The sequence below is a fragment of the Haladaptatus rarus genome, from assembly GCF_054177585.1.
Genome location: NZ_JBPEHG010000016.1, coordinates 1 through 19,787 on the forward strand (window position 1 = coordinate 1; position 19,787 = coordinate 19,787).

Below are 19,787 nucleotides of genomic sequence, written 5' to 3' on the forward strand. Positions count from 1 at the left end.
AGGCGGGCCAGCCGCGAGGCGAACGAAGATCTCTTCTGGGCGATCCGTGGTGCTGGGCACAACTTCGGTGTCGTCACGTCGTTCACTTACCGCCTGCACGAGGTGGGCCCGACCGTCTATGGCGGACTCATCGCCTGGCCGTTCGAGCGAGCTGACGAGGTCCTCGCCGCCTATCGGGAGATCACCGCCGAAGCACCACGGGAGCTGACGGTGTTTCAGCTCATTCGTCGTGCCCCTCCGGCCCCGTTCGTGCCCGAGCAGTGGCACGGCAAGCGCATCTGCGCCATGGCCGTCTGTTACACCGGCGATATGGATGACGTCGACGAGGTACTCGCCCCGATTCGAGCACTGGGCGAGCCCGTGGTGAACCTGCTCCAAGAACAGCCCTACACGCAGCTGCAATCGTACCTCGACGCGACCCAACCCAAGGGCAACCACTACTACTGGAAGACCGAGTTCGCCGCCGAGTTGAGCGAGGAACTCCTGTCGACCATGCGAAACCTGGGGGGCGAGTGTCCCATCCCAGGGGCACAGATGGTCATCGCCCACATCGGGGGGGCCCTCAACAAACATGAGCCGGACGACGGAGCCGTCGGCAACCGCGACGCCCACTTCGTATATGGCGCGGCGGGGATGTGGGAGCCAGCAGAGCCAAAAACTGATGAGTATCAGCGATGGGTTCGCGATGCATGGGAACGGTTCAGACCCTATTCGACCGGCGGCAACTATGTCAACTTCCAGACCGCCGACGAGGACGATGAACGCATCCAGGCGACGTACCGTGACAACTTCGACCGGCTTCGAGAAATCAAGGCGAGATACGATCCGGACAACGTGTTCTGGGTGAACCGGAACGTCAATCCGGCCGAAACCAGGATCAACTAGCCGGAAGGATTTGGGTCGACCGCACCTAGATTGCGGAAGATATGCCACCGGATCAAACTGATCTGGAAGAGGCCACTACCGTGGGGATGACCGCAGAGGAGACGCCTGCTTCCGCGAGGAGCAAAAGGGCGAGTAGAGAAAGGTCATCATCGTCATCGTTTTTCAAACACTACCACGTCCCAACTGTACTATAAATCGTATTTTTCTTATATTATTATGAGCAAATGATGAGATGGCAAACATTACGGCCATAATTCCTTTTGCTTCTGGAGATGTCCTCCGGATACACAAATCGTGATCTCCCTCAATGAGTAGCAAAGATAAAAATACAGATAAATCTCAAGGACTATTCGAATACGTCGACAGAAAGGTACACACGATAATCTATTCTGATCTTTTCTCAGGCCACCGACAGCTGATTCCCATATTTAGTGTCGCTTTTTTTATTATCAGCGCTTACCTCCTTACGCATCCCTATCCTGCGTACGGAGCTGGCCTCTTTCTCGAAATTGCAGAAACGATAGGGGAACAAGGCTACTCGTTTCCAAAGCGGATTGCAGGATACACAGAAGGGGGTATTCCATTCGCGTACCCTCCATTGGCGTTCTACGTTACTGCAATCCTTCTTAATCTCGGGTTTGAGCCGGTAATACTCACACGTTTCCTCCCTCCTGTCGTGACAGCTCTCGCTTTCATTCCCTATTATTATCTAGCACGAGAGCTTCTACCATCGGCAAAGCGAGCAGGTGTCGCCGCGATTATCGCTACTGTGACACCTCCTCTCCTCCGATGGCATCTCTCTGCCGGTGGCATCGTCCGCGCACCTGCATTCTTGCTCTTACTCACTGGACTGTATGTCGGTATTCGACTATTCCGTGAGGGAAGTCGACCGTGGTTACTTCCTGCGTGTATTCTCTTCGGGTTGACTGTTTTAACCCATCCGACGTATTCAGTCTTCTTTGGGGTGAGCTACGTTCTTTTTTACATCACAGCAGATCGATCGCTTACTGGCCTACGCAATGGTGTCATCGTTGTGGGGAGTGGATTATTGATCGCGTCACCCTGGCTCGTTCAGGTCGCCACGAACCATGGGCTCGATATTCTCACAGCCGCTGCTGGAACGCATGGAGGGCTTGGGGCGGGTTTGTCACTCTTTTTCGACCGGCTCAACGACCCATTTGCAACTTCACCATTCATCGTCGTCTGGTACCTACTTCTGGTCTTAGGAATCTCCTACTTTGTTGTGAAGCGGCGGTTTTTCCTTCCACTCTGGTTTGGTATTTCTGTTTTCTTGATAGACGAGATTCGATTCGCATTCATTCCAGGTGTGATGCTACTCACAGTCGGACTGACAGACGTGGTACCAGCAATACGCTCACGTCTCTCCGATTCAAGCGAGCAATCGATTTCACTAACGACTATTCAAGTGCTGGTTCTCGGTCTTTTCGTCCTCCTCGGGACGATCTACGTGACCGGTGTTCCATTTGCTGGCCAATCAACGATGCCAGCATTTATCGACCGAGAGGATAGGACAGCGATGGCTTGGGTGCAGTCAGAGACACCGAGTGATGCGGATTTCGTCGTTCTCGGTGATGCCGCTGAGTGGTTCCCATATCTCACGGAGCGAACGATTCTCGTCGGCCCATGGGGTGTCGAGTGGAAGACACCGACAGCCTATTATCAGCAGATGGATGCATATACCGATATTTCAGAATGTACCACTGCTCGTTGTTTGACAACCAACCTTCAAAATCACAAGCAACAACCTTCTTACATATACATTCCAAAAGAGACATATACAGTTCGAGGAACGGCCATCGACCAGTCAGGGGCCATGCGACGGTCGATCGAGCGAAGCGATCGATACCAAATAGCGTATGAAAATAAGGGAGTATTGATCGTGCGGATTCGTGCATCCTATGCCGATCCGATAGAAAACCGACAAAGCATTCGTGCCATATCCTAACATGAGGATTGAGGAATCCACTCGATGGTAGTATGATTAAACAGTATGACTATACATTGATACCAATTATATATTTGGTAATATTCCTATAGTCCAGAACTGAAGTATGCCATAATCTCAATCAATAATGTTCAATAATATCTGAATTAATATATTTGGACATCGACGTTCGGTATCTGTTCAAAGTGCGAATTGTTCCGTGCAGGAACCTCCAAATCGGTAGTGAAGATCTGGTAGGACAAGCGGGAACGATTCCTGGATACTCAGCGGTCGCGATGCACGACCGCAAGCAAAAGTGCACGATCGCAGTTCTCAGCAATGTCTCGATCATCGAACAAATGACGCTCTGCGAAGAACTTCAGAACGTTATGTTGGAGGCGATTCGCGTCGGCTAGATCCCGAGAATCCTTTGAATGGAAATTATCTCTGTGTGTCGAATCGTCGTTGAAAAGCGCCACCAGAACACCTTTTTCATCGGTATTCAACCGCTCACATATGGAGAGGATTTCTGTCGACGATATGGAACCGAGTGCCCATCGAAGAGAAATCACGTGGTGGCGGCTCTCTGAGGCACTGGGAACGACCGACGTTGCGATCAATCGCTTTCGGCTCACCCCTGGTGAACGAATGTCAGAATCACTCCACGCTCACATGGATCAAGAGGAGGTATTCATCGTCGTGGAGGGAGAACTCACGTTCGAGACCCCAAACAACGAGATACCCGTCCGTGAACGTGAGGCGATCAGATTCGGCCCCGGTGAGTTCCAATTGGGTAAGAACGAAGCGACCGACGACGTAGTCGTACTTGCGTTGGGAGCCCCGCCCGGCCACGAGGACGTGCGCATCTCTCACACCTGTCCCGAGTGTGGACACGACAACATGCGTTCGTTCCTGCGTGATGAAGGTGAGCGTCTCGTCTGTCCAGAATGTGGTGCCGAAGCAAAATAGCAGGAGGCGAGAGAAACACGCTCTGTACGTAGACCACTGCTCGTCGGACTGCAAGAACCGTGGTGCAATTTCACAAAAAACGAAGTGAAGGAGGGGCCATCACCTCGAATGACTTTGATCACGATCCTCACTGTCGTCTCGGTTACCGAAGACGACGCCCCGAAGAGCAAAACGATCGCTTCGCGTACGTCGAAGACGGGTGGGGCGAAATGGAACGAACTCGAAGAGATTACCTTCGAACCGTGGGCGTCGCGGGGGGTACTGGACTCACCGTGCCGTCCGCCGCACAGAACGCTCCCGACACATACGATACCAGCCGGGTTCCAGAGGACTATCCGACGATCCAGGAGGGTGTCGACAACGCCAGCGAGGGAGATCTCGTCCTCGTGAGTCCGGGGACGTACGAGGAGGACGTCGAGATATGGACGCCGGGAATCACCGTGCGTGGAACCGACCGCAACCAGGTCGTGTTGGACGGGGGATTCGATCGACCGTATGGAATGGTCGTCGAGGCCGACGGGGTTGCCATCGAAAATATGACCGCGCGCAACTTCGCGGACACCGCATTTTACTGGACGTCCGTCCGTGGATTCCGGGGAAGCTACCTGACTGCGTACAACAATGGAAATTATGGGATCTACGCGTACCGCTCCCGTAACGGACGGTTCGAGTACAGTTACGCCTCGGGCCACCCAGACGCAGGGTTCTACCTTGGTCGGAACGACCCGTTCCAGGCAGTCATCTCCGATGTCATCGCCGAGCGCAACGCCATGGGGTATTCGGGAACGAGTGCGGGTGGCGACCTGACGATCGAAAACTCGGTCTGGCGTCACAACATGGCGGGCATCGTCCCGAACACGCTAGACACGATCGACCCTCCGCAACGGTCGACCCTGATCGTCAGGAACCTCGTACACGACAACGACAATACTGATGCCCCCAGTAAGACGCTGACGTATCCAACGTTCGGTTCGGGCATCCTCGTCTGGGGCGGAAAGGACAACCAGATCAGGAACAACACCGTTCGAAATCACGAGAACTTCGGCATCGTTGCACAGCAACATATCGTCCCGCCGTCGGGGAACGTCGTTCGTGAAAATCGCGTTCGCGCCTCCGGAACCGCAGATCTCGCGCTCGGTAAGCCCGCCGAACAAGGCAATCGGTTCGAACAGAACGAGTTTTCGACCAGCCTTCCGCCGAAAATCGAGTCCAACTCGGCCAGCGGAGATAGTCGGGTTACCGAGGTATTCGAGAAACAGGAGCGCCGCGCTACAAGCGGTGACTTCCCAAGTGGAGATTGGCGCGAACAACCAGCGCCGGACGACCAGCCGACGATGTCCGACCCAAAGGCACCACCACGACCCGCTAGCAAGGCCGGGTCGTGGGGTGCGGCGGAGAGACAAACGACTCCAGGCCAAAAACGAGTGGATCGATAACCGACGGTGGTTCGAATAGATAAAACGACTTCAATCAACCCCCGACACAGTCTTCTCGATTCTCGACGAATACGAACTATATCTCTATCGCCCGAAAACTGGCCGACAGCAGTATACTCTCTCATCACACAGTACTTGGTAATGGTCGGAACGATTGTGAGGGCCGCGCTCCCCGCTGATGATTTCGTATTAGGCCACACACTCCATCACCTCGAAACAGTCACACTCGACATCGAGAATGTGATCGCAGGTGTGCAAGAGTGTCTTATGCCACTTATTTGGGTCGGGGTAACCGACCGCGAACTGGTCGAAGCTGCATTTGCTGCAGATGACAGCGTGAGTGATTTTGATTTGATCGGCGCATTCGACGCTGAGTGTCTCTATCAATTGGAGTGGAACAAGCAAATCGAAACCCAGATTCAAACACTCGTCGAAAAATGTATGATTCTCCGGGCGACGGGGAGCGACGGAGTGTGGAATCTTAGGCTATTATTCACTAACCATGATGACGTGTCCTCAACATTCGACGATTGTGGCAAGGAGGGGATGGGATTCGAGATTCAGCAGATTCGGGAACTCAATGAGGGACGCCACGGCCGATTCGACCTCACACAGAGCCAACGAGAGACGCTCACGAAGGCCTATGAGGACGGATACTACTCGATTCCACGAGAAGCAACTGCAGATGACCTTGCAGGTACACTCGACATTTCACACCAGGCAATCTCGGAACGACTCCGCCGGGGTCACGAAAGCCTCGTGAAAAACATGCTCTTCGTCGACGGATCGGCAGAATTTTCCCAACACGATCCGGTCCAAGAATGATCTCAGTTGAGTAGCGAAGCGCGTGCTCATCGCAGTATTCATCATGGAAAGCGGGCGGAGCTGTTCGTTTCGTCACCCTGTTGTCCACATCATCGAACCGGCCCACGCTTGGCATCGGTCACTGACGTGTCGATGGTTTCTGCGCGTGCCTTGCCGTTTTTCACGTCAGTGCCCGACATACACTCCAAACAGCCGAATACGTCGTCATCGTTATTCCCGAAGACGCGGGCAAACTCAGGGGTGATGAACGAGCCACAGTTCTGACACCGCCGATCGGTGCTACCAGCGTTTCTTTGTCTCGTGTGTTGTGGTTGAGGCATGATTGATAACGCCCTCAAATATTATTTACTCGTTGGTGTGACTCGGTACCACACTGAGTGCATTCTGTGATGCGATATGGTTCCCGCGAGAATGCAGCGTTCTTCTCTTTATCACTCTCGGTGATGAGTTCGACCGACACGCGGTGGTGAGTCTTCGTCGCACAGTTGTCGCACTGTTCCGTCGTTTCTTTGAACTCCGACTGTGTCGTTGACATGGTGACGTGCTCCGGTGATTGACTCGGTTTGCGCGTTGTGCGTGTGCAGGCGCTTCCTGCACTCGATTGGTTACCTGTTTCCGACACCCAGTCGGTGTACTCGTTGCACATGCAGGGTGTTCTTTTGTGTCTCTTCTTGACCGGCAGAATTGTCTCGGTCTTTTCAGTCGAAGAGAGTGGTACCAATATCCTTTCGGTGCTCGCGATGGTACTCTCCGATCGAGAAGCCGCTCCAATCGAGGAAATGGCAAATGAGGGATCTTAACGACACACCAGCAACGGTTGTTGAACTGCTCGATCAATCCCGCTGCCAGGACGTTCTTTGCTATCTCCGCCAACAGGAGCGTCCGGTCTCACTCGCAGAATTGACGCGGAAGATCTCGCAGTGGGAGTCCGATCACCCCGATTCTGACGTTCCAGATGGTCGTTTAGAAGACATCTCCACAGCTCTACAGCAGGATCATCTTCCAACACTTATCGAAGTAGGATTGATCGAGCGCCAGCACAGCGGTGGTGAGGAATATTTTACGACCACGGAGAAAGTCGAGACCATCGAATCGAATTTGCAGCCACGACCCGAATTGGGGCCAACAGAGTATCGCGTCGAGTAATCCATGGGCTGTCTCGGCGAATGTTTGACTGTGCGGTTTCGCTATAGGCACTATTGGTGATTGGTTGTATAACGTCGTGTGACAGGAATTAGAGACCGTGATTTGATCGCGGGTGCTAGATGTTAACTCGTTGCATTGTACGTCACTTGCACCTGTGCAGTAACCGTCACCGGCCCAGACTCGATGCCCGTCCCGTCACTGCTCGCAGCTACACTGGCTTCGGCTCGATACGGCTGGACGTATCCGGTATGGGTGGCCACGGATGCGACGTCGACGATGGTGAGATTCGCGCCGGTGGCGAGTAACTCCGCGTCGCTTCGAGCATTGTTCATCGCGTTCGTGAGTGCCTGCTCGCGGAGTTCTGAGCGGGTTTCCTCAGAGAGGGAGAACTGAACTCGTCCGACGTTCGTCGCACCGTTGTCCGTTGTTGTTTCGATCACTGTGCCGACCTGGTCGACGTTCTCGACCTCGATTTCGAAGGTGTGAATCGCACGGTATCTCGTCACTGTCGCTTCGTCACGCTTCGATTCGTAGTCCTCTCGAATAGTGTAGTGGCGGGTCGTCACTTGATCGTCGTCAAGACCGACGTTCGCGAGCGCCTCTCGCATGGTGGAGACGTTTTCGGCGACCTGCTTTCGGGCAGTCGCCGGGTTGGCAGCGGTTGCTTCGACACCAACGATGAGAATCGCTAGATTCGGTTCGGCGGTCACTTCGCCCGTCGCACTCACGCTGATCTTCGAATTCGCACCGGCCGTGTTGCTACCATCGGTCGGTTCCGCCCCTGTTGAACTATCCTCCCCGAGTCCGGCGACGCCACCGAGACAGCCAGCCGTCGCGAGTAATACGGCGACCACGAGCGGGGCGACGATTCGTTTTTGTCTCATACATCAGTAAGTACTGTCGAATAGCGCAAATAGGTAGCGCAGAGTGAAATATAAATTTAAGTTATACTTTGACAGTCGCCTCGAAACGTGATTCTATACTACTTGCGGTCGTTCGTATTCGTGAGCGAGTTCCTAACTCCCCAAACAGGAAAGAGTCACACACGGCGTATCCACGGTTCCAGAGCTCGCCGAGAAAATGATAGTGAAGTCTTACAGATCATCTTCTCTCATCCGACTTTTGAGGAAGTGGTCAGAAACGCTTTGCAAATAGAGGCCGATACGATTGTCAATATGACAATAAATGTCGATCGTAGAGGTGAGCTATACAGTGGCGTATCAAATTCGAGTGATACCATCACGCCTCTTCGCTACCGGCTTGCCGTCCTCCTTCCTGATGGGGACGAGCAAACTGAAGATGGTAGGCCGGAATTCGAACAGCTCATTGAAACCGCTGAAGCCATTGCCGGGAAATACAACGGTGAGATTCTCCTGTTAACTGTCGTCACGGTTCCCGGTCAGACGCCACTCGATTTAGCACGGAAAAATCAGTCGATTCAGAAGAAGGGAGAAAAGTTTGATTCTTGGCGGCGATTGACTTCCGATCGAATAAACGTTCCTGTACGAGGGATTTTTTGCCTCGCTCACCGAGAAACACAGGCTGTTTGTGATCAACTCACAAAGAATAACTGTGACGCTTTGTTATTGGGGATGGGAAGGCAATCATCACAGCGACTTCGATTATTTCGTGGAAGCGAGTACGAGAAGCTTTTTGAGCACGCTCCCTGTGATGTATTCGTTCATTGCGGGACGGAGTCACCAATTCAAGCACAGCAAATCTTACTCTCGGTAAGCAGTGGCCCACACTTAGGACTTTCCGTCGAGACCGCCCGTGTCCTCGCTCACGCAGCTGGTGCATCAGTGGACGTTGTTCACGTTGTTCCGCCAACTGCATCAGATGACGAACAATCAGTCGCAAGTGAAATATTGGATGCTACGTCACAGATTCTTGATAACGTCGAAGCCGTTGAACTGAACGTGCTTGAAGCCGAGAGCGTCCCAGAAACGATCGTCGAGCAATCGACGGCCTATGACGTTACTGTTCTCGGGGCGCCGACGAAAAGTCTCCTCGAACGGCAGATATTCGGCTCGATATCCGAGGCGATTCGGCAAAAATCGATGTCCACAACATTACTGGCGAAACAGTACACTGGAAAGACGTCGGGGTTCGCCCGCTGGCTTTTCGGTGACGTGGAAACCAGTAGCATGAATCAGTTTCGACGATATTCAGCAGAGTAACATTTGAGACTATCGTTCTTGAGAACCGGTTCAGAGGGTGTTTCGACGACCGCATCCTCAACTTCGATCGTCTCGGTTAGGAGGGAGTCGCACACCTCGGGTGTCCAGGGTGGTTCTATTGGAAATTGGGTGGTGGAATTTTTTAAATGAAGACAGTGACAATTCAAACGATGCCCTCCACCAGACGGAACTTCATCGTCGGCGCGACCGCTGGCCTCACCACCTTGTCGGCAGGCTGTACCAGCGACGCGAAATCGACCTACGCACAGGGGACGAGTACGACGACCGAATGGCGATTTCCGGATTACGACCGCAGGTCGACCGCATACAATCCTGACGCGCTCGGCCCACGTAACGGTATCTCGAACCGATGGAGTGCACCCATCTCAGGTGCACGTACGAGACCAGTTGTCGCAAACGAAACCGTTTACGTCGCAACGGTTGACGGACTCACCGCATTCAATCTGGCGACCGGCTCCAGACAGTGGACCTTTGCTCCAACCGACCAGCCCTGGACTCGTCCACCGACTGTCTCCGGTGGAACTGTCTATGTCGGAATGGAAGGAAAGGATGGCCTCTGGGCACTCGACCCGAAATCAGGCGACGTACAGTGGTCTCTCGACACCCGTGGAAGTATCGAAGCTGGTGTTTTCCCCAGTCCGGATGGCAAGGTGGTCTATACAGGTGACGACACTGGGCGGCTGTATGTCATCAATAAGTCCGATGGAACCGTCAAGCACACACACGATGTCATCGGAGAAGTGACTGCTCTCGCAACGCCAGCGCACAGATACACGGTCGTCGTCGGGACGAACGGTGGTCAAGTGTACGAATTCTACGACAGTGAAGATGTGTTCTATCCGCTCTGGCAACGCCGTATCGCAGGGGGCGTCCAGGACATCGCCGTCACAGAAGACGGGTCGGTCGTCGTTTCCGCCTTCGGCAATTACACCTACGAACTACGGAACGGTGCCCATGCTGGGACGAGTGACTGGCGAGCGAACTTCACTGCCAACGATTTCGTCGTCACACCTTCGCACGTTATCGGCATGAATCTTGCACAACTCGCAGAGATTAAGACGAGAGAAGGGAAGAAACAATGGACGAAGTCCGGAAACTACGGTTGTGCACCTGCAGGTGCCGGTGACACGTTCTACGTCGGTGCGACAGTCGACGATTCGTCTCCGAGGGGCTATCTGGCTGCGTACCCCCTCGGAGAGGGTGGTGGGCTTCTGTCTAAGAATCCGAATAAACGCTGGCACCACAGCCTCGATGGCACCCCTGTCGGTGGCCTAACCATCGCTGATGGCGCCTTGATAACCGTCACAAGCAGTGAGAACGGGACTGACAAGGTTCACGTCTTCGATCCTGCGTAGGTTCGCGATAAGCACCGGAAACGACATCCACGCTGTGACAGGTAGATCCCCTCGCCTTGCTCACCGGTCAACGAGGATATCTTGCAGTCTATCCGCGGAGAGGTTGCTTCCCGTAATCGGCAACACGACCGTCTTCCCCGCGAGTTCCTCGCCCAACTGAAGGGCGGCTGCAACACCGGCAGCGGCCGCTCCCTCGGCCAAGACTGCATCGTCGACGAGGAGCCGTTGGATAGCGGCCCGCAAGTCGTCGTCCTCGACGAGCACCATATCCGTCAGGTGTTCCTGTAGAATATCGAGTGGGAGGGCAAAGGGCGTTCGCGTCTTGATTCCCTCAGCGAACGTGTCGGCCTGGGATTGGAGTTCGATGATTCCCTCATCCCACGCCCGGTAAACAGCATCTGCCCCCGCAGCTTGAACGCCGATGACATCAGCACCGAGAAGTTTCCCGACCGTGAGTGCGTATGCTGCGGCACTGCTCCCACCACCAATGGGATTGATTACAGCGTCCACTTTGGGACAGTCTTCCATCACCTCGAGGCCAGCGCTGGCGCGACCGGCGATCAAGTGAGGCTCGTTCCCAGCGTGAACGTATCGGTAGCCTTCTTCGGCTGCCTGTTGCTCGGCGTATTCGCGGGCCTCATCGAAATCCTGGCCGTGTTGGATGACGGTAGCACCGAGCCGTTCCATACTGTTGATTTTTGTCGGATTCTCGAGTGTTGCTGGAACGACGATGACTGCCGGGATATCGAACTCGCGTGCAGCTGTCGCCATCCCTTGGCCGTGGTTTCCCATACTCGACGTGATCAGGCCCTTCTGACGAAACTCCGAATCGAGGTCGGCGACGAGGTTGTAGAACCCGCGAATCTTGAACGACCGCGTTGGAAGCGTGTCCTCACGTTTGAGATAGACCGCAGCGTCGAGCTCGGCTGAAAGACTCTCACTGCGTACTAACGGGGTTCGCGGGAGATACTGTCTGACGATTCGCTGCGCTTCGAATATCTCGCGGGTCGTGGGTGGGGTCAGGTCGTGATACGAGAAGATAGTCGTCTTGTCGGGAGATTCGACCGGCTCGTAGGATGGCATCGTCTCGTCGATATGAGCGCGAGTATGTTAAGCGTGAACGGTGGGGAGACAGCGTCGAAACGATCTGTATTCGACATCGACGAGTCACCGACGACTCGCGCTCGCTTCGATGTCGACCGTCGGACGGAGGGTCAGCGACGGACGGAACGTCAGTGGCCCCTCGGCCCTCACCTTGAGATTGACTCGCGAAACCATCGTCGCGAGTGCCATCGTCAGTTCGAGACGGGCAAACCGCATCCCGATGCAATGGCGTGGCCCACCGCTGAACGGAAAGTAAGCGTATTCCGGGCGTGTCTCCTCGCGTGCCCATCGGTGGGGGTCGAACGTCTCCGGGTTCTTCCAGAAGCGTTCGTCGCGGTGCACCACCCACTGCGGAATCGTCAACTGGGCACCTGCAGGAATCGTATAGTTGCCCAGAGTCACCGTCTCCAATGCCTGACGGTTGACTGCCCAGGCTGGCGGATACAACCGAAGTATCTCCTTGACGACGTGTCGAACCCGCTCCAACGCGTCGAAGTCGGCGGCGGTCGGGAGAGCGTCGCCGACGACCTCGTCTATCTCGTCCACCAACTCCGCTTTGATGCCAGGATGACGACTCAGTTCGTACCAAGCATATGTGAGCGTCACAGCAGAAGAGTCGTGACCGGCGAGCAACAGGCCAACGAGATTGTCCCTGACTTCCGGCATCGAAAGATCGCCGCGGTCATGAGCCGCCAGTAGAATCGAGCGGACGTCTTCATCTCCGGGGGATTGTGCGTCGAGTACCCCCTCGACGTAGTCGTCAAGTGCCGCGACTCGTCGTTCGAACCGTCGTTCTGTCGGCGTGGGAACCCAATCCGGAAGGAGTTGGCCGAACCGCTGCGGATCAGCTCGGTCGATGAGCGCATCAGCGGCATCCATGATCACCTGCTCGTCCCCTTCAATATCCACGCCGAGTAGCGTGTCACCCAGTATCCACAACGTCAAAAGGCGCATCTCTCGGTGGAGGTCGAACCACCGATCTTCGTCCCAGCGCTCCACGTGCTCAGCAGTCCGTCGAGCCATTCGAATACCGTAATCGTTGACTCGGGGCCATGTGAACGCGGGTTGGAGCGCCCGTCGGAGTCGCTTCCATCGGTCGCCGGTGTTCGCGGTCAGAGCATCATCCTCGATACCGCTGAATATCTCCTGTTGGTCACGACCGATCGTGAACCGATACTGCTGCTCGACTAACACTTCCTTGATGAGGTCGGGACTGGTCACCAGATACATCTGCCGACCGGGAAACGTCAGTCGGACGAGGTCATCGTGACTTGCCCATTCCTCCATCGCATCGAACGGATTACGCGAGAACGCCATGCCGTTACCGAGGAGTGGAACGCCCTGCGGTGTTGGCGGCAGTGTACTGTCGTCCATAGAGGGATATAGCACCTGACTCCTGATAATTCTATTCTGACGGATTCGAACCACAGAATATCTCGATTGCAGTTTCAAAGCGACACCACCGACCTGTTCTTCCGTTTTTCGATGGTGAGAGAATCTGGCCTGTTAGGTGGGTAAGGATGTCACGAAGGCGAGAATTTACATTCGAGACTTCGTAAGGATTTTGAGGTTAGCGCGACGATTTTGCATGCCATATCGTCCTCCATCACGATCGTGATCCGATTTGGGTCGACGAAAATGGCAGACCAACGAAACCAATGATCTCAGTTTCAAAGCGTCATTTTCGGACCCTGTTCGCAACCCTCCTCATACTATCCACCGCGACGGTCGGCTACGGGGTAGCGACGTCAGGGACGGATTCGACGTTCGAATCTCACATCGACGGACACAGTGTCGATCGAGAGGCAAAAGTCGCCTCCGAAGCAGATGGTATTACGGTTATCGCGACAGATTCGAACTCCTGGCGAGGAGAGGCCAGCGAGGGGCCTCGGGCCAGAGCCGAACTCGTCGCACTCAACCCGAACGGAACGGTGCGGTACTACAACGATACCCACACGCGCTACTGGGACGTCGACCCCGTCGAGGGGACGACAACGACGGTCGAGTACTCCTATGCCGACCATCGGAGCGGCTCCGAGTGCCCGAGTGATAACGAGTGGAAGCCCAGTGAGTACGGCGTCAGCAAAGAGACGTGGAACACCTACTACGAGACACACGGTGATGTGAACGCCTGTACCTACAACGGCGTCGAACGCGTGAACCTCACCACTGGGGAAGTCACGAAGATATGGGGCCACCACACGCCAGGGAAAGAGGCGACGCGATACCACGACGTCGACCGTCTCAACGATACCCACATCGCGGTTGCTGACATCTACTTCGACGGCGTGTTCGTCGTCAACACAGAAACCGACGAAATCGCGTGGCGTTGGAATGCCTCTGATGCCTACGACCCCTCGAACACCGGTGGCCCGTTCCCCAAGGATTGGTCACACATCAACGATGTGGAAGTCCTCGATGATGGGCGCATCATGGTGAGTATGCGGAACCTTGATCGTGTGGCGTTCATCTCCCCGGACGGCCGCACCGTCGTCAAGGAACAGACCCTCGGTGAAGAGGACAACTACGGCATACTCTACGAGCAACACAATCCCGACTTCATCAATTCGTCCAATGGTGGTCCTGCGGCGATCGTCGGGGATAGCGAAAACAATCGCGTCGTGGAGTACCAGCGCGGGAGTGACGGTAATTGGAAGCAGACGTGGATCTGGCGAGACGCTCGGATGCAGTGGCCACGGGATGCCGACCGCCTTCCGAATGGCCACACTCTGATCGCGGACTCGAACGGCAATCGGGTCTTCGAAGTCGACAAGAACGGAGACGTCGTCTGGCAGCTCAATATCGCCTTCCCGTACGAAGTGGAGCGCCTCGAAACTGGTGATGAATCTACGAATGGTCCGAGCGCGAAGTCCGCCACCATCACCTCGCGCTCCGGAAACCTGGGCGATCAGTTCTGGATCGCCATGAAAGGTCTCATCCCCGGAAAATATCTGAACGGACTGATGTATATCACGCCCGTCTGGATGGGTGTTCCAGAAGTATTCGCTATCGTGTTCGGTGGGATAGTCGCCCTCATCTGGGCTGGCTTCGAGACGCGGTGGTATATCCGCCAACGTAGTTCGACGACGCACAGCAGTCCAAGTGAAGAGCCAACGAGTCGAGAGTGACATCCTCCCACGACCGATCGTGGGCTTTCTCCTCATCTTCTCTTTTGTCCGAACGATCATTTCGAGGAGTCCCAGAGAAACGTTGCGAACGGTGTTTGTTTATTTATCGACTGATTGTATCCACGACCAAAGAAATCGAGACGCTCAGTCCGTCGATTCGTTCGCTTCGTCTCGATCCTGATATGGTGGCACCCAGATATCCTGTTCGATCATGTGGTCGATACGTGCCTGCGTGACTTCTTCGGCGTACTCCTCGTGGTGAGGTGGTTGCGTATCGAGATACCTGTTTTTCGGGTATAACTCCCGGTCGTAGATGACCTGACACAGTTCAGTCCGAAGGTCTTTCAACCAGTTGGTGAGCGGAGATCGAGTGCGGTGTTCTCGCAACCCTTCGATATCGATGGGGGCACCGACGTACGAGGATCCGGCACCGTAGTCGTGCTCGGCGAGGATGTCACCTCGATGGTTGACGACCATCGACCCACCACCGAATGTGTCGACTGGGGTCTCCTCGTCCGGTGTCAGATAGTAGGTGCCCAGATTCGGCGCAACGAGGTACGCTGTGTTGTCGAGCGCCCGGGCGCGATTCTGGATCCGCCATCCGTCGTTGGCAACGAGGGGTTCGGGACACGAGATACGGCAGATGACTTCTGCGCCATTCATCGCAAGGCCGCGAACGTACTCAGGGTACGCGCCTTCGATTGCCAACGAGATACCGAGACGCCCGATATCGGTGTCGGCGACCGGGAAGAACGCATCGAGATCTCTGCCGTGTTCGTCGACCCACGCATCCCAGACGTCGTGCGGACTGACCGACCGCTCGACCGGGAGGAGCGGCGTCACCTTCCGATGTTTCAGAATCAACTCACCGTCTGGGTCGATGATGAACGCCGTGTTGAAGAACTTGTTCGGGAACTTCGGTTCAGCTTTCTCCTTCGCTGAGGCGACGATGTACGTCTCGAACTCCTTGGCATATTCACCGAGCGTGTCGGTCTCGTCGCCAGGGATGTCTATCGCGATCTCGTCTGCATACGTCGCGTGATCCATGTCCATGACTTCGTCGGTGAATCCCTGAAGTGCTCCTTCGGGGATGACCGCGAGCTTCACCGGCAGTTCGAGACCACTCAACCACGTCGCTGCCTTGAGATTGTCGTGGATATGGTCGAGGTTCGTCTGGATATCGCCGCGTTCTGTCGCGCCCCAAACGGTTGGGGAGAGACCAACCGCCGTGTATTGTTCGATCTTCGCCATCGATGCTCGATTATACACACCGGTGGACGAGATATAATAATGTGGGGCGATACCATTGGTCAGAGATCGACAGGTGACCACCGACGCTTCGAAAAACACGAGCGGTCGGGGGAGTTTATCTGCGGACGAGGAGAATACCCCGGGGCTTGACCCGACGGCAATTCACGATGTCCGATCGACAAAGTCGACGATACGCTCGGCGATCCGTTCGCCCGCATCCTCTTGCAGGAAGTGCCCGGCGTTCTCGGCCCACACGTCCGGTTGTTCGGTCGCCGTCGGAATCGACTCGCGCAGGGGGTCACGAACCTCCCGGAAGATGGGATCGGAGTCGCCGAACAGGACGAATGCCGGGTTCTCCCACTCCGACAGTCGCTTCGCGGCAGCTCGCATCTCGGCGGCACCCTCCATCTCGGGGTCTGTGGGGACGAGTAGTGGCCACGCCCGTGCCCCAGCCTTCGATGGCTGGTCGGGGAAGGGGGCGCGGTAAGCGTCTTTCGTCGTTTCGTCTAACTCGGTGACGCAGCCGTTTTGAACCATCCGTCCGATGTCCGGGTTCTCGGTGGATTCGATGAAGTCCCTGAACGCTAGCCACTCGTCTGCCATCTCCTGAGTACCGTCCGGGAGACCAGTGTTCATCGGCACCAATCGTGCGAAGCGTTCGGGGTGGTTCATCGCCAGAGTCAACCCGAGCAGACCACCCCAGTCCTGGCAGACCAAGGTGATGTTTTGCAGGTCGAGTGCGTCGACGAACGTCGTCAACTGGTCGTAGTGACGGCCGAAGCTGTACGCTTCGATCTCGTCGTATTTGTCGGAACGACCGAATCCGATGAAATCGGGTGCCACTACTCGCCCACGTTCAGAGAGCGTCGGGACCATCTTGCGGTAGAGATACGACCACGTCGGTTCGCCGTGCAGACAGAGGAACGTCTCGTCTGCGTCGTCATCCGCACGCTCGTCCGCATCCACGTCTACGTAGGCCATGTTCGCGCCGTCGACCTCGACGTACTGCGGGTCGTACGGAAATTCGGGGAGATCGTCGAAGCGTTCGTCTGGTGTGCTGGTCAAGGACATTTGTACTCTGATAGCAGGGCGCAGTAACAAAACATTCACCCCCGAAGAGTTCGATCATACGTTACTCCGTTCGTCGTCCCCCGTCGTGCTATCAACTATCTAGAATTTTTATAATCCCACGCGTCATCTTTCGAGTAGAGACGATTATTATGGGATCTCCGAAAGACACGCGAACATACTCGTCCGGGTCAACGTTCCCGTCCCCAATTTCTGTAATCGGGCAACGAAAGACGTATCAGAACTTGCTCTACCTGGGCCTGGCTTTCCCGCTCGGCCTGATATATTTCGTTACTCTGATCACCGGTTTCGCGCTCGGAATCGGCCTGAGCATCACTCTCATCGGAATTCCGCTCCTGCTCGGCGTCATCGTCGGTTCTCGCATCCTCGCGGCGTTCGAACGCAATCTGGCTATCAGACTCCTCGACGTGGAGATTCCCAAGCCAGAGCGAATGGACACCCACGAGGAGCTCTGGCCCCGAGTCAAGACCATTCTCGTCGACGCGACGACGTGGAAGGGACTGTTCTTCCTCTTCCTCAAATTCCCCCTCGGTATTGCGTCGTTCGTGCTGATCGTGACTGCCTTCGCGCTCACCGTCGGCCTCGTAACTGCACCGCTCCACTACGCGAACCCGTGGGGTGGCCTGAACCTCGGCTGGTGGGACATCGACACACTTGCCGAGGCGCTGGTCGCCGTACCACTCGGTCTGGGAGTCGGCATCGCCTCGCTCTACCTTACGAATCTCGCGGCGTCGGCGTCGGGATACCTCGCTCGCTATCTCCTGTCCGGGACGGACACACGATAGGCAGTCTCAGAAACGGTCTTCCTGTCGAACTGCATCGTCGATGTAGGTGTGAAAACCGACGAGACGGCGATTCATCCCCTGATCGAGTACGATAACTGTGGTTGTGCAATCGACGAGCACACACGCCCCTGACTTTTTATCAACTCAGAAAGTACCAGCCATCATGGGAATCTTTAGCACGGTGAAAAATGTCTTTGAAGCTTCGACCGAGTCGGCAAACCGGGGTGGCGGCACTGGCGATGGGTCGAAAGGAGCGTATTGGTGTCTCGATTGCAACGAACGTATCCGCGACGTGGATGTGGCGGGCGATGAACCACCGAGCTGTCCGAGTTGTGGATCAGAAATGGAGTTCGAGCGCTCGCCATCCTCGACGGGGTGTGCCTGTTGAACGTTGGTTCGATGTGCTACTCAGCTCGTTCCGGGCAGTCGTTTCGTCGTATACAGTCCCGCGAGGACGAGCACAGCACATCCGACGAGTGATGCCAACGCGCTGAAAACCGCGTCGAATCCGTACCCAGCATCGGTCATCGTTCCGACGAACGCGGTTCCGTTCGCCTCGATCAACAAAGAGAGACCGGTGAACGTAGCGTACGTAACGCCACGACTTTCGTCCGGAAGCGAACTGAGAAAGTAGGTGTCCAATGCAGGGAATAGACTGTGGATGGAGTACCCGATCGCCACTGAGACGACGAGGATCTGCAGGGGGCCGCCGATGAGGGTAAGGACGACCACCGAGCCAACGAATCCCGTCAATATCGCCAGGATGTACGGAACGTGTGGCAGACGGTCGGCAAGTCGACCGCCGAACCAGAATGCAGGTAAACCGGCCGCGAACACGACGGTGAGGAGGAGATTCGCCGTCGTATTCGACAGTCCCTTGACCGTTTTCAAGTATGTAACGTAGAAGTTGAACAGCCCCTGCCAAAGGAACCCGGCAACGCCGACCATCAGGAGTCCGGTCGCGATGAGTCGCCAGTGAGACCGTACGGCGGATAAAAACACGCTGTCAGGAACGGCATCGTCGGCGATCTGCGATTCTCGAACGACGATCGCCAAGAGAACGTTGATCGTGACTGCGGATACCGCCAGGACGGCGAACACAGCTCGCCACGAGGTGACGAGCAGGATTCCGATCACGATGGTGGGTGCGAGAACCGCTGCCAACTGGGCAGCCGTACCGTGGATGCCAACGGTTCGACCGACCGCATCTGGATACAGTTCTGCGATAAGCGGAACTGCAGCGACGAAGTACGCGCCGGTGGCTAGACCAAGTAGAAACGTTCCCATTTGCAGCAAAATCATGGAATTCGTAGACGCGATCAGCCCCGATGCACCAGCCAATAGGATGCCGGTAGCGAGGACGACCTGATGGCGAGGAATGCGGGTGAGAACGTACCCCGCCGGGATGCGCGAGATCGCAGTACCGAGCCACACGAGCGAGACCAACACACCGATGGTCGCCTTGTCGGTTCCGAATGCGATCATCAACGGCTCCAGCAGCGGCGCGAAAACGGTTCGCCCGAAGTTCATCAGGAAGACCAATCCACACAGCGTTCCGAACAGCTGTCGTCTCACTACTTACTCGTATCAAGTGGGGTCACTCAACCGTTCTGGAAACGGCAGTGGAGGAATACTCCAGAGTGTGAAAGCCGATACGTCTCGCGCTGG

18 protein-coding genes are annotated in these 19,787 nt (G+C 55.6%); 10 read left to right on the forward strand and 8 right to left on the reverse strand.

Annotation, left to right across the window (positions count from 1 at the left end; genetic code table 11):
* From ACR3FE_RS22865 to ACR3FE_RS22885, 5 genes are all read left to right on the forward strand, one after another.
* Positions 1–885 (forward strand): FAD-binding oxidoreductase (locus tag ACR3FE_RS22865; RefSeq protein ID WP_458210085.1); only part of this gene is annotated, 885 nt, incomplete at its 5' end.
* A gap of 307 nt (positions 886–1,192) precedes the next feature.
* Complete coding sequence (locus tag ACR3FE_RS22870; protein WP_458210086.1) at positions 1,193–2,851, forward strand: ArnT family glycosyltransferase; 1,659 nt, start codon at positions 1,193–1,195, stop codon at positions 2,849–2,851.
* A gap of 495 nt (positions 2,852–3,346) precedes the next feature.
* A complete protein-coding gene (locus ACR3FE_RS22875; protein ID WP_458210088.1) occupies positions 3,347–3,799 on the forward strand; it encodes a cupin domain-containing protein in 453 nt (150 codons plus the stop codon).
* A 209-nt stretch (positions 3,800–4,008) separates the two neighbouring features.
* Positions 4,009–5,235 carry a right-handed parallel beta-helix repeat-containing protein gene (locus tag ACR3FE_RS22880; RefSeq protein ID WP_458210090.1) on the forward strand — a complete coding sequence of 409 codons (1,227 nt, stop codon included), beginning with the start codon at positions 4,009–4,011 and terminating at the stop codon, positions 5,233–5,235.
* Between the two features lie 141 nt (positions 5,236–5,376).
* The gene (locus ACR3FE_RS22885; protein ID WP_458210091.1) at positions 5,377–6,060 is read left to right on the forward strand and encodes a helix-turn-helix domain-containing protein; all 684 of its coding nucleotides are present in this window, start codon (positions 5,377–5,379) and stop codon (positions 6,058–6,060) included.
* Between the two features lie 89 nt (positions 6,061–6,149).
* On the opposite strand, the gene ACR3FE_RS27820 is transcribed toward ACR3FE_RS22885, so the two are convergent.
* Positions 6,150–6,380, reverse strand: coding sequence for a DUF7563 family protein (locus tag ACR3FE_RS27820; RefSeq protein ID WP_472850194.1), 231 nt, complete (start codon positions 6,378–6,380; stop codon positions 6,150–6,152).
* Positions 6,381–6,394: 14 nt separating this feature from the next.
* Entirely contained in the window at positions 6,395–6,595 is a 201-nt protein-coding gene (locus ACR3FE_RS22895; protein WP_458210092.1) for a DUF7835 family putative zinc beta-ribbon protein, read from the reverse strand.
* Positions 6,596–6,846: 251 nt separating this feature from the next.
* Here ACR3FE_RS22895 and ACR3FE_RS22900 point away from each other — a divergent pair, with 251 nt between their 5' ends.
* The gene (locus tag ACR3FE_RS22900) at positions 6,847–7,206 is read left to right on the forward strand and encodes a DUF7344 domain-containing protein (RefSeq protein WP_458210093.1); all 360 of its coding nucleotides are present in this window, start codon (positions 6,847–6,849) and stop codon (positions 7,204–7,206) included.
* 122 nt (positions 7,207–7,328) lie between these two features.
* On the opposite strand, the gene ACR3FE_RS22905 is transcribed toward ACR3FE_RS22900, so the two are convergent.
* On the reverse strand, positions 7,329–8,090 hold the full coding sequence (locus ACR3FE_RS22905) for an SIMPL domain-containing protein (protein ID WP_458210094.1): 762 nt from the start codon (positions 8,088–8,090) through the stop codon (positions 7,329–7,331).
* 120 nt (positions 8,091–8,210) lie between these two features.
* On the opposite strand from ACR3FE_RS22905, the gene ACR3FE_RS22910 reads away from it, so the two are divergent.
* Together ACR3FE_RS22910 and ACR3FE_RS22915 are read left to right on the forward strand one after the other, a co-directional pair.
* Positions 8,211–9,386 carry a universal stress protein gene (locus ACR3FE_RS22910; protein WP_458210095.1) on the forward strand — a complete coding sequence of 392 codons (1,176 nt, stop codon included), beginning with the start codon at positions 8,211–8,213 and terminating at the stop codon, positions 9,384–9,386.
* Between the two features lie 170 nt (positions 9,387–9,556).
* Complete coding sequence (locus ACR3FE_RS22915; RefSeq protein ID WP_458210097.1) at positions 9,557–10,762, forward strand: outer membrane protein assembly factor BamB family protein; 1,206 nt, start codon at positions 9,557–9,559, stop codon at positions 10,760–10,762.
* Between the two features lie 60 nt (positions 10,763–10,822).
* Here the strand turns inward: ACR3FE_RS22915 and ACR3FE_RS22920 are convergent, their stop codons facing one another.
* Together ACR3FE_RS22920 and ACR3FE_RS22925 are read right to left on the reverse strand one after the other, a co-directional pair.
* Positions 10,823–11,845: a threonine ammonia-lyase gene (locus ACR3FE_RS22920; RefSeq protein ID WP_458210099.1), complete on the reverse strand. Its 1,023-nt coding sequence runs from the start codon at positions 11,843–11,845 to the stop codon at positions 10,823–10,825.
* A gap of 84 nt (positions 11,846–11,929) precedes the next feature.
* On the reverse strand, positions 11,930–13,240 hold the full coding sequence (locus tag ACR3FE_RS22925; RefSeq protein ID WP_458210101.1) for a cytochrome P450: 1,311 nt from the start codon (positions 13,238–13,240) through the stop codon (positions 11,930–11,932).
* A 284-nt stretch (positions 13,241–13,524) separates the two neighbouring features.
* Here ACR3FE_RS22925 and ACR3FE_RS22930 point away from each other — a divergent pair, with 284 nt between their 5' ends.
* Positions 13,525–14,994 (forward strand): arylsulfotransferase family protein, encoded by a 1,470-nt coding sequence (locus tag ACR3FE_RS22930; RefSeq protein WP_458210102.1) that lies wholly within the window; start codon positions 13,525–13,527, stop codon positions 14,992–14,994.
* A 144-nt stretch (positions 14,995–15,138) separates the two neighbouring features.
* Here ACR3FE_RS22930 and ACR3FE_RS22935 read toward each other — a convergent pair whose 3' ends face one another.
* Both ACR3FE_RS22935 and ACR3FE_RS22940 read right to left on the reverse strand, forming a co-directional pair.
* The gene (locus ACR3FE_RS22935; RefSeq protein WP_458210103.1) at positions 15,139–16,245 is read right to left on the reverse strand and encodes a nitrilase-related carbon-nitrogen hydrolase; all 1,107 of its coding nucleotides are present in this window, start codon (positions 16,243–16,245) and stop codon (positions 15,139–15,141) included.
* A 162-nt stretch (positions 16,246–16,407) separates the two neighbouring features.
* Positions 16,408–17,316, reverse strand: a complete 909-nt coding sequence (locus ACR3FE_RS22940) for a haloalkane dehalogenase (RefSeq protein ID WP_458210105.1) — start codon at positions 17,314–17,316, stop codon at positions 16,408–16,410.
* A 242-nt stretch (positions 17,317–17,558) separates the two neighbouring features.
* Between ACR3FE_RS22940 and ACR3FE_RS22945 the strand changes: the two genes are divergently transcribed.
* Positions 17,559–18,119, forward strand: coding sequence for a sensor domain-containing protein (locus ACR3FE_RS22945; protein ID WP_458210106.1), 561 nt, complete (start codon positions 17,559–17,561; stop codon positions 18,117–18,119).
* 408 nt (positions 18,120–18,527) lie between these two features.
* Here ACR3FE_RS22945 and ACR3FE_RS22950 read toward each other — a convergent pair whose 3' ends face one another.
* Complete coding sequence (locus ACR3FE_RS22950; RefSeq protein WP_458210108.1) at positions 18,528–19,694, reverse strand: MFS transporter; 1,167 nt, start codon at positions 19,692–19,694, stop codon at positions 18,528–18,530.
* Positions 19,695–19,787 lie beyond the last annotated feature (93 nt).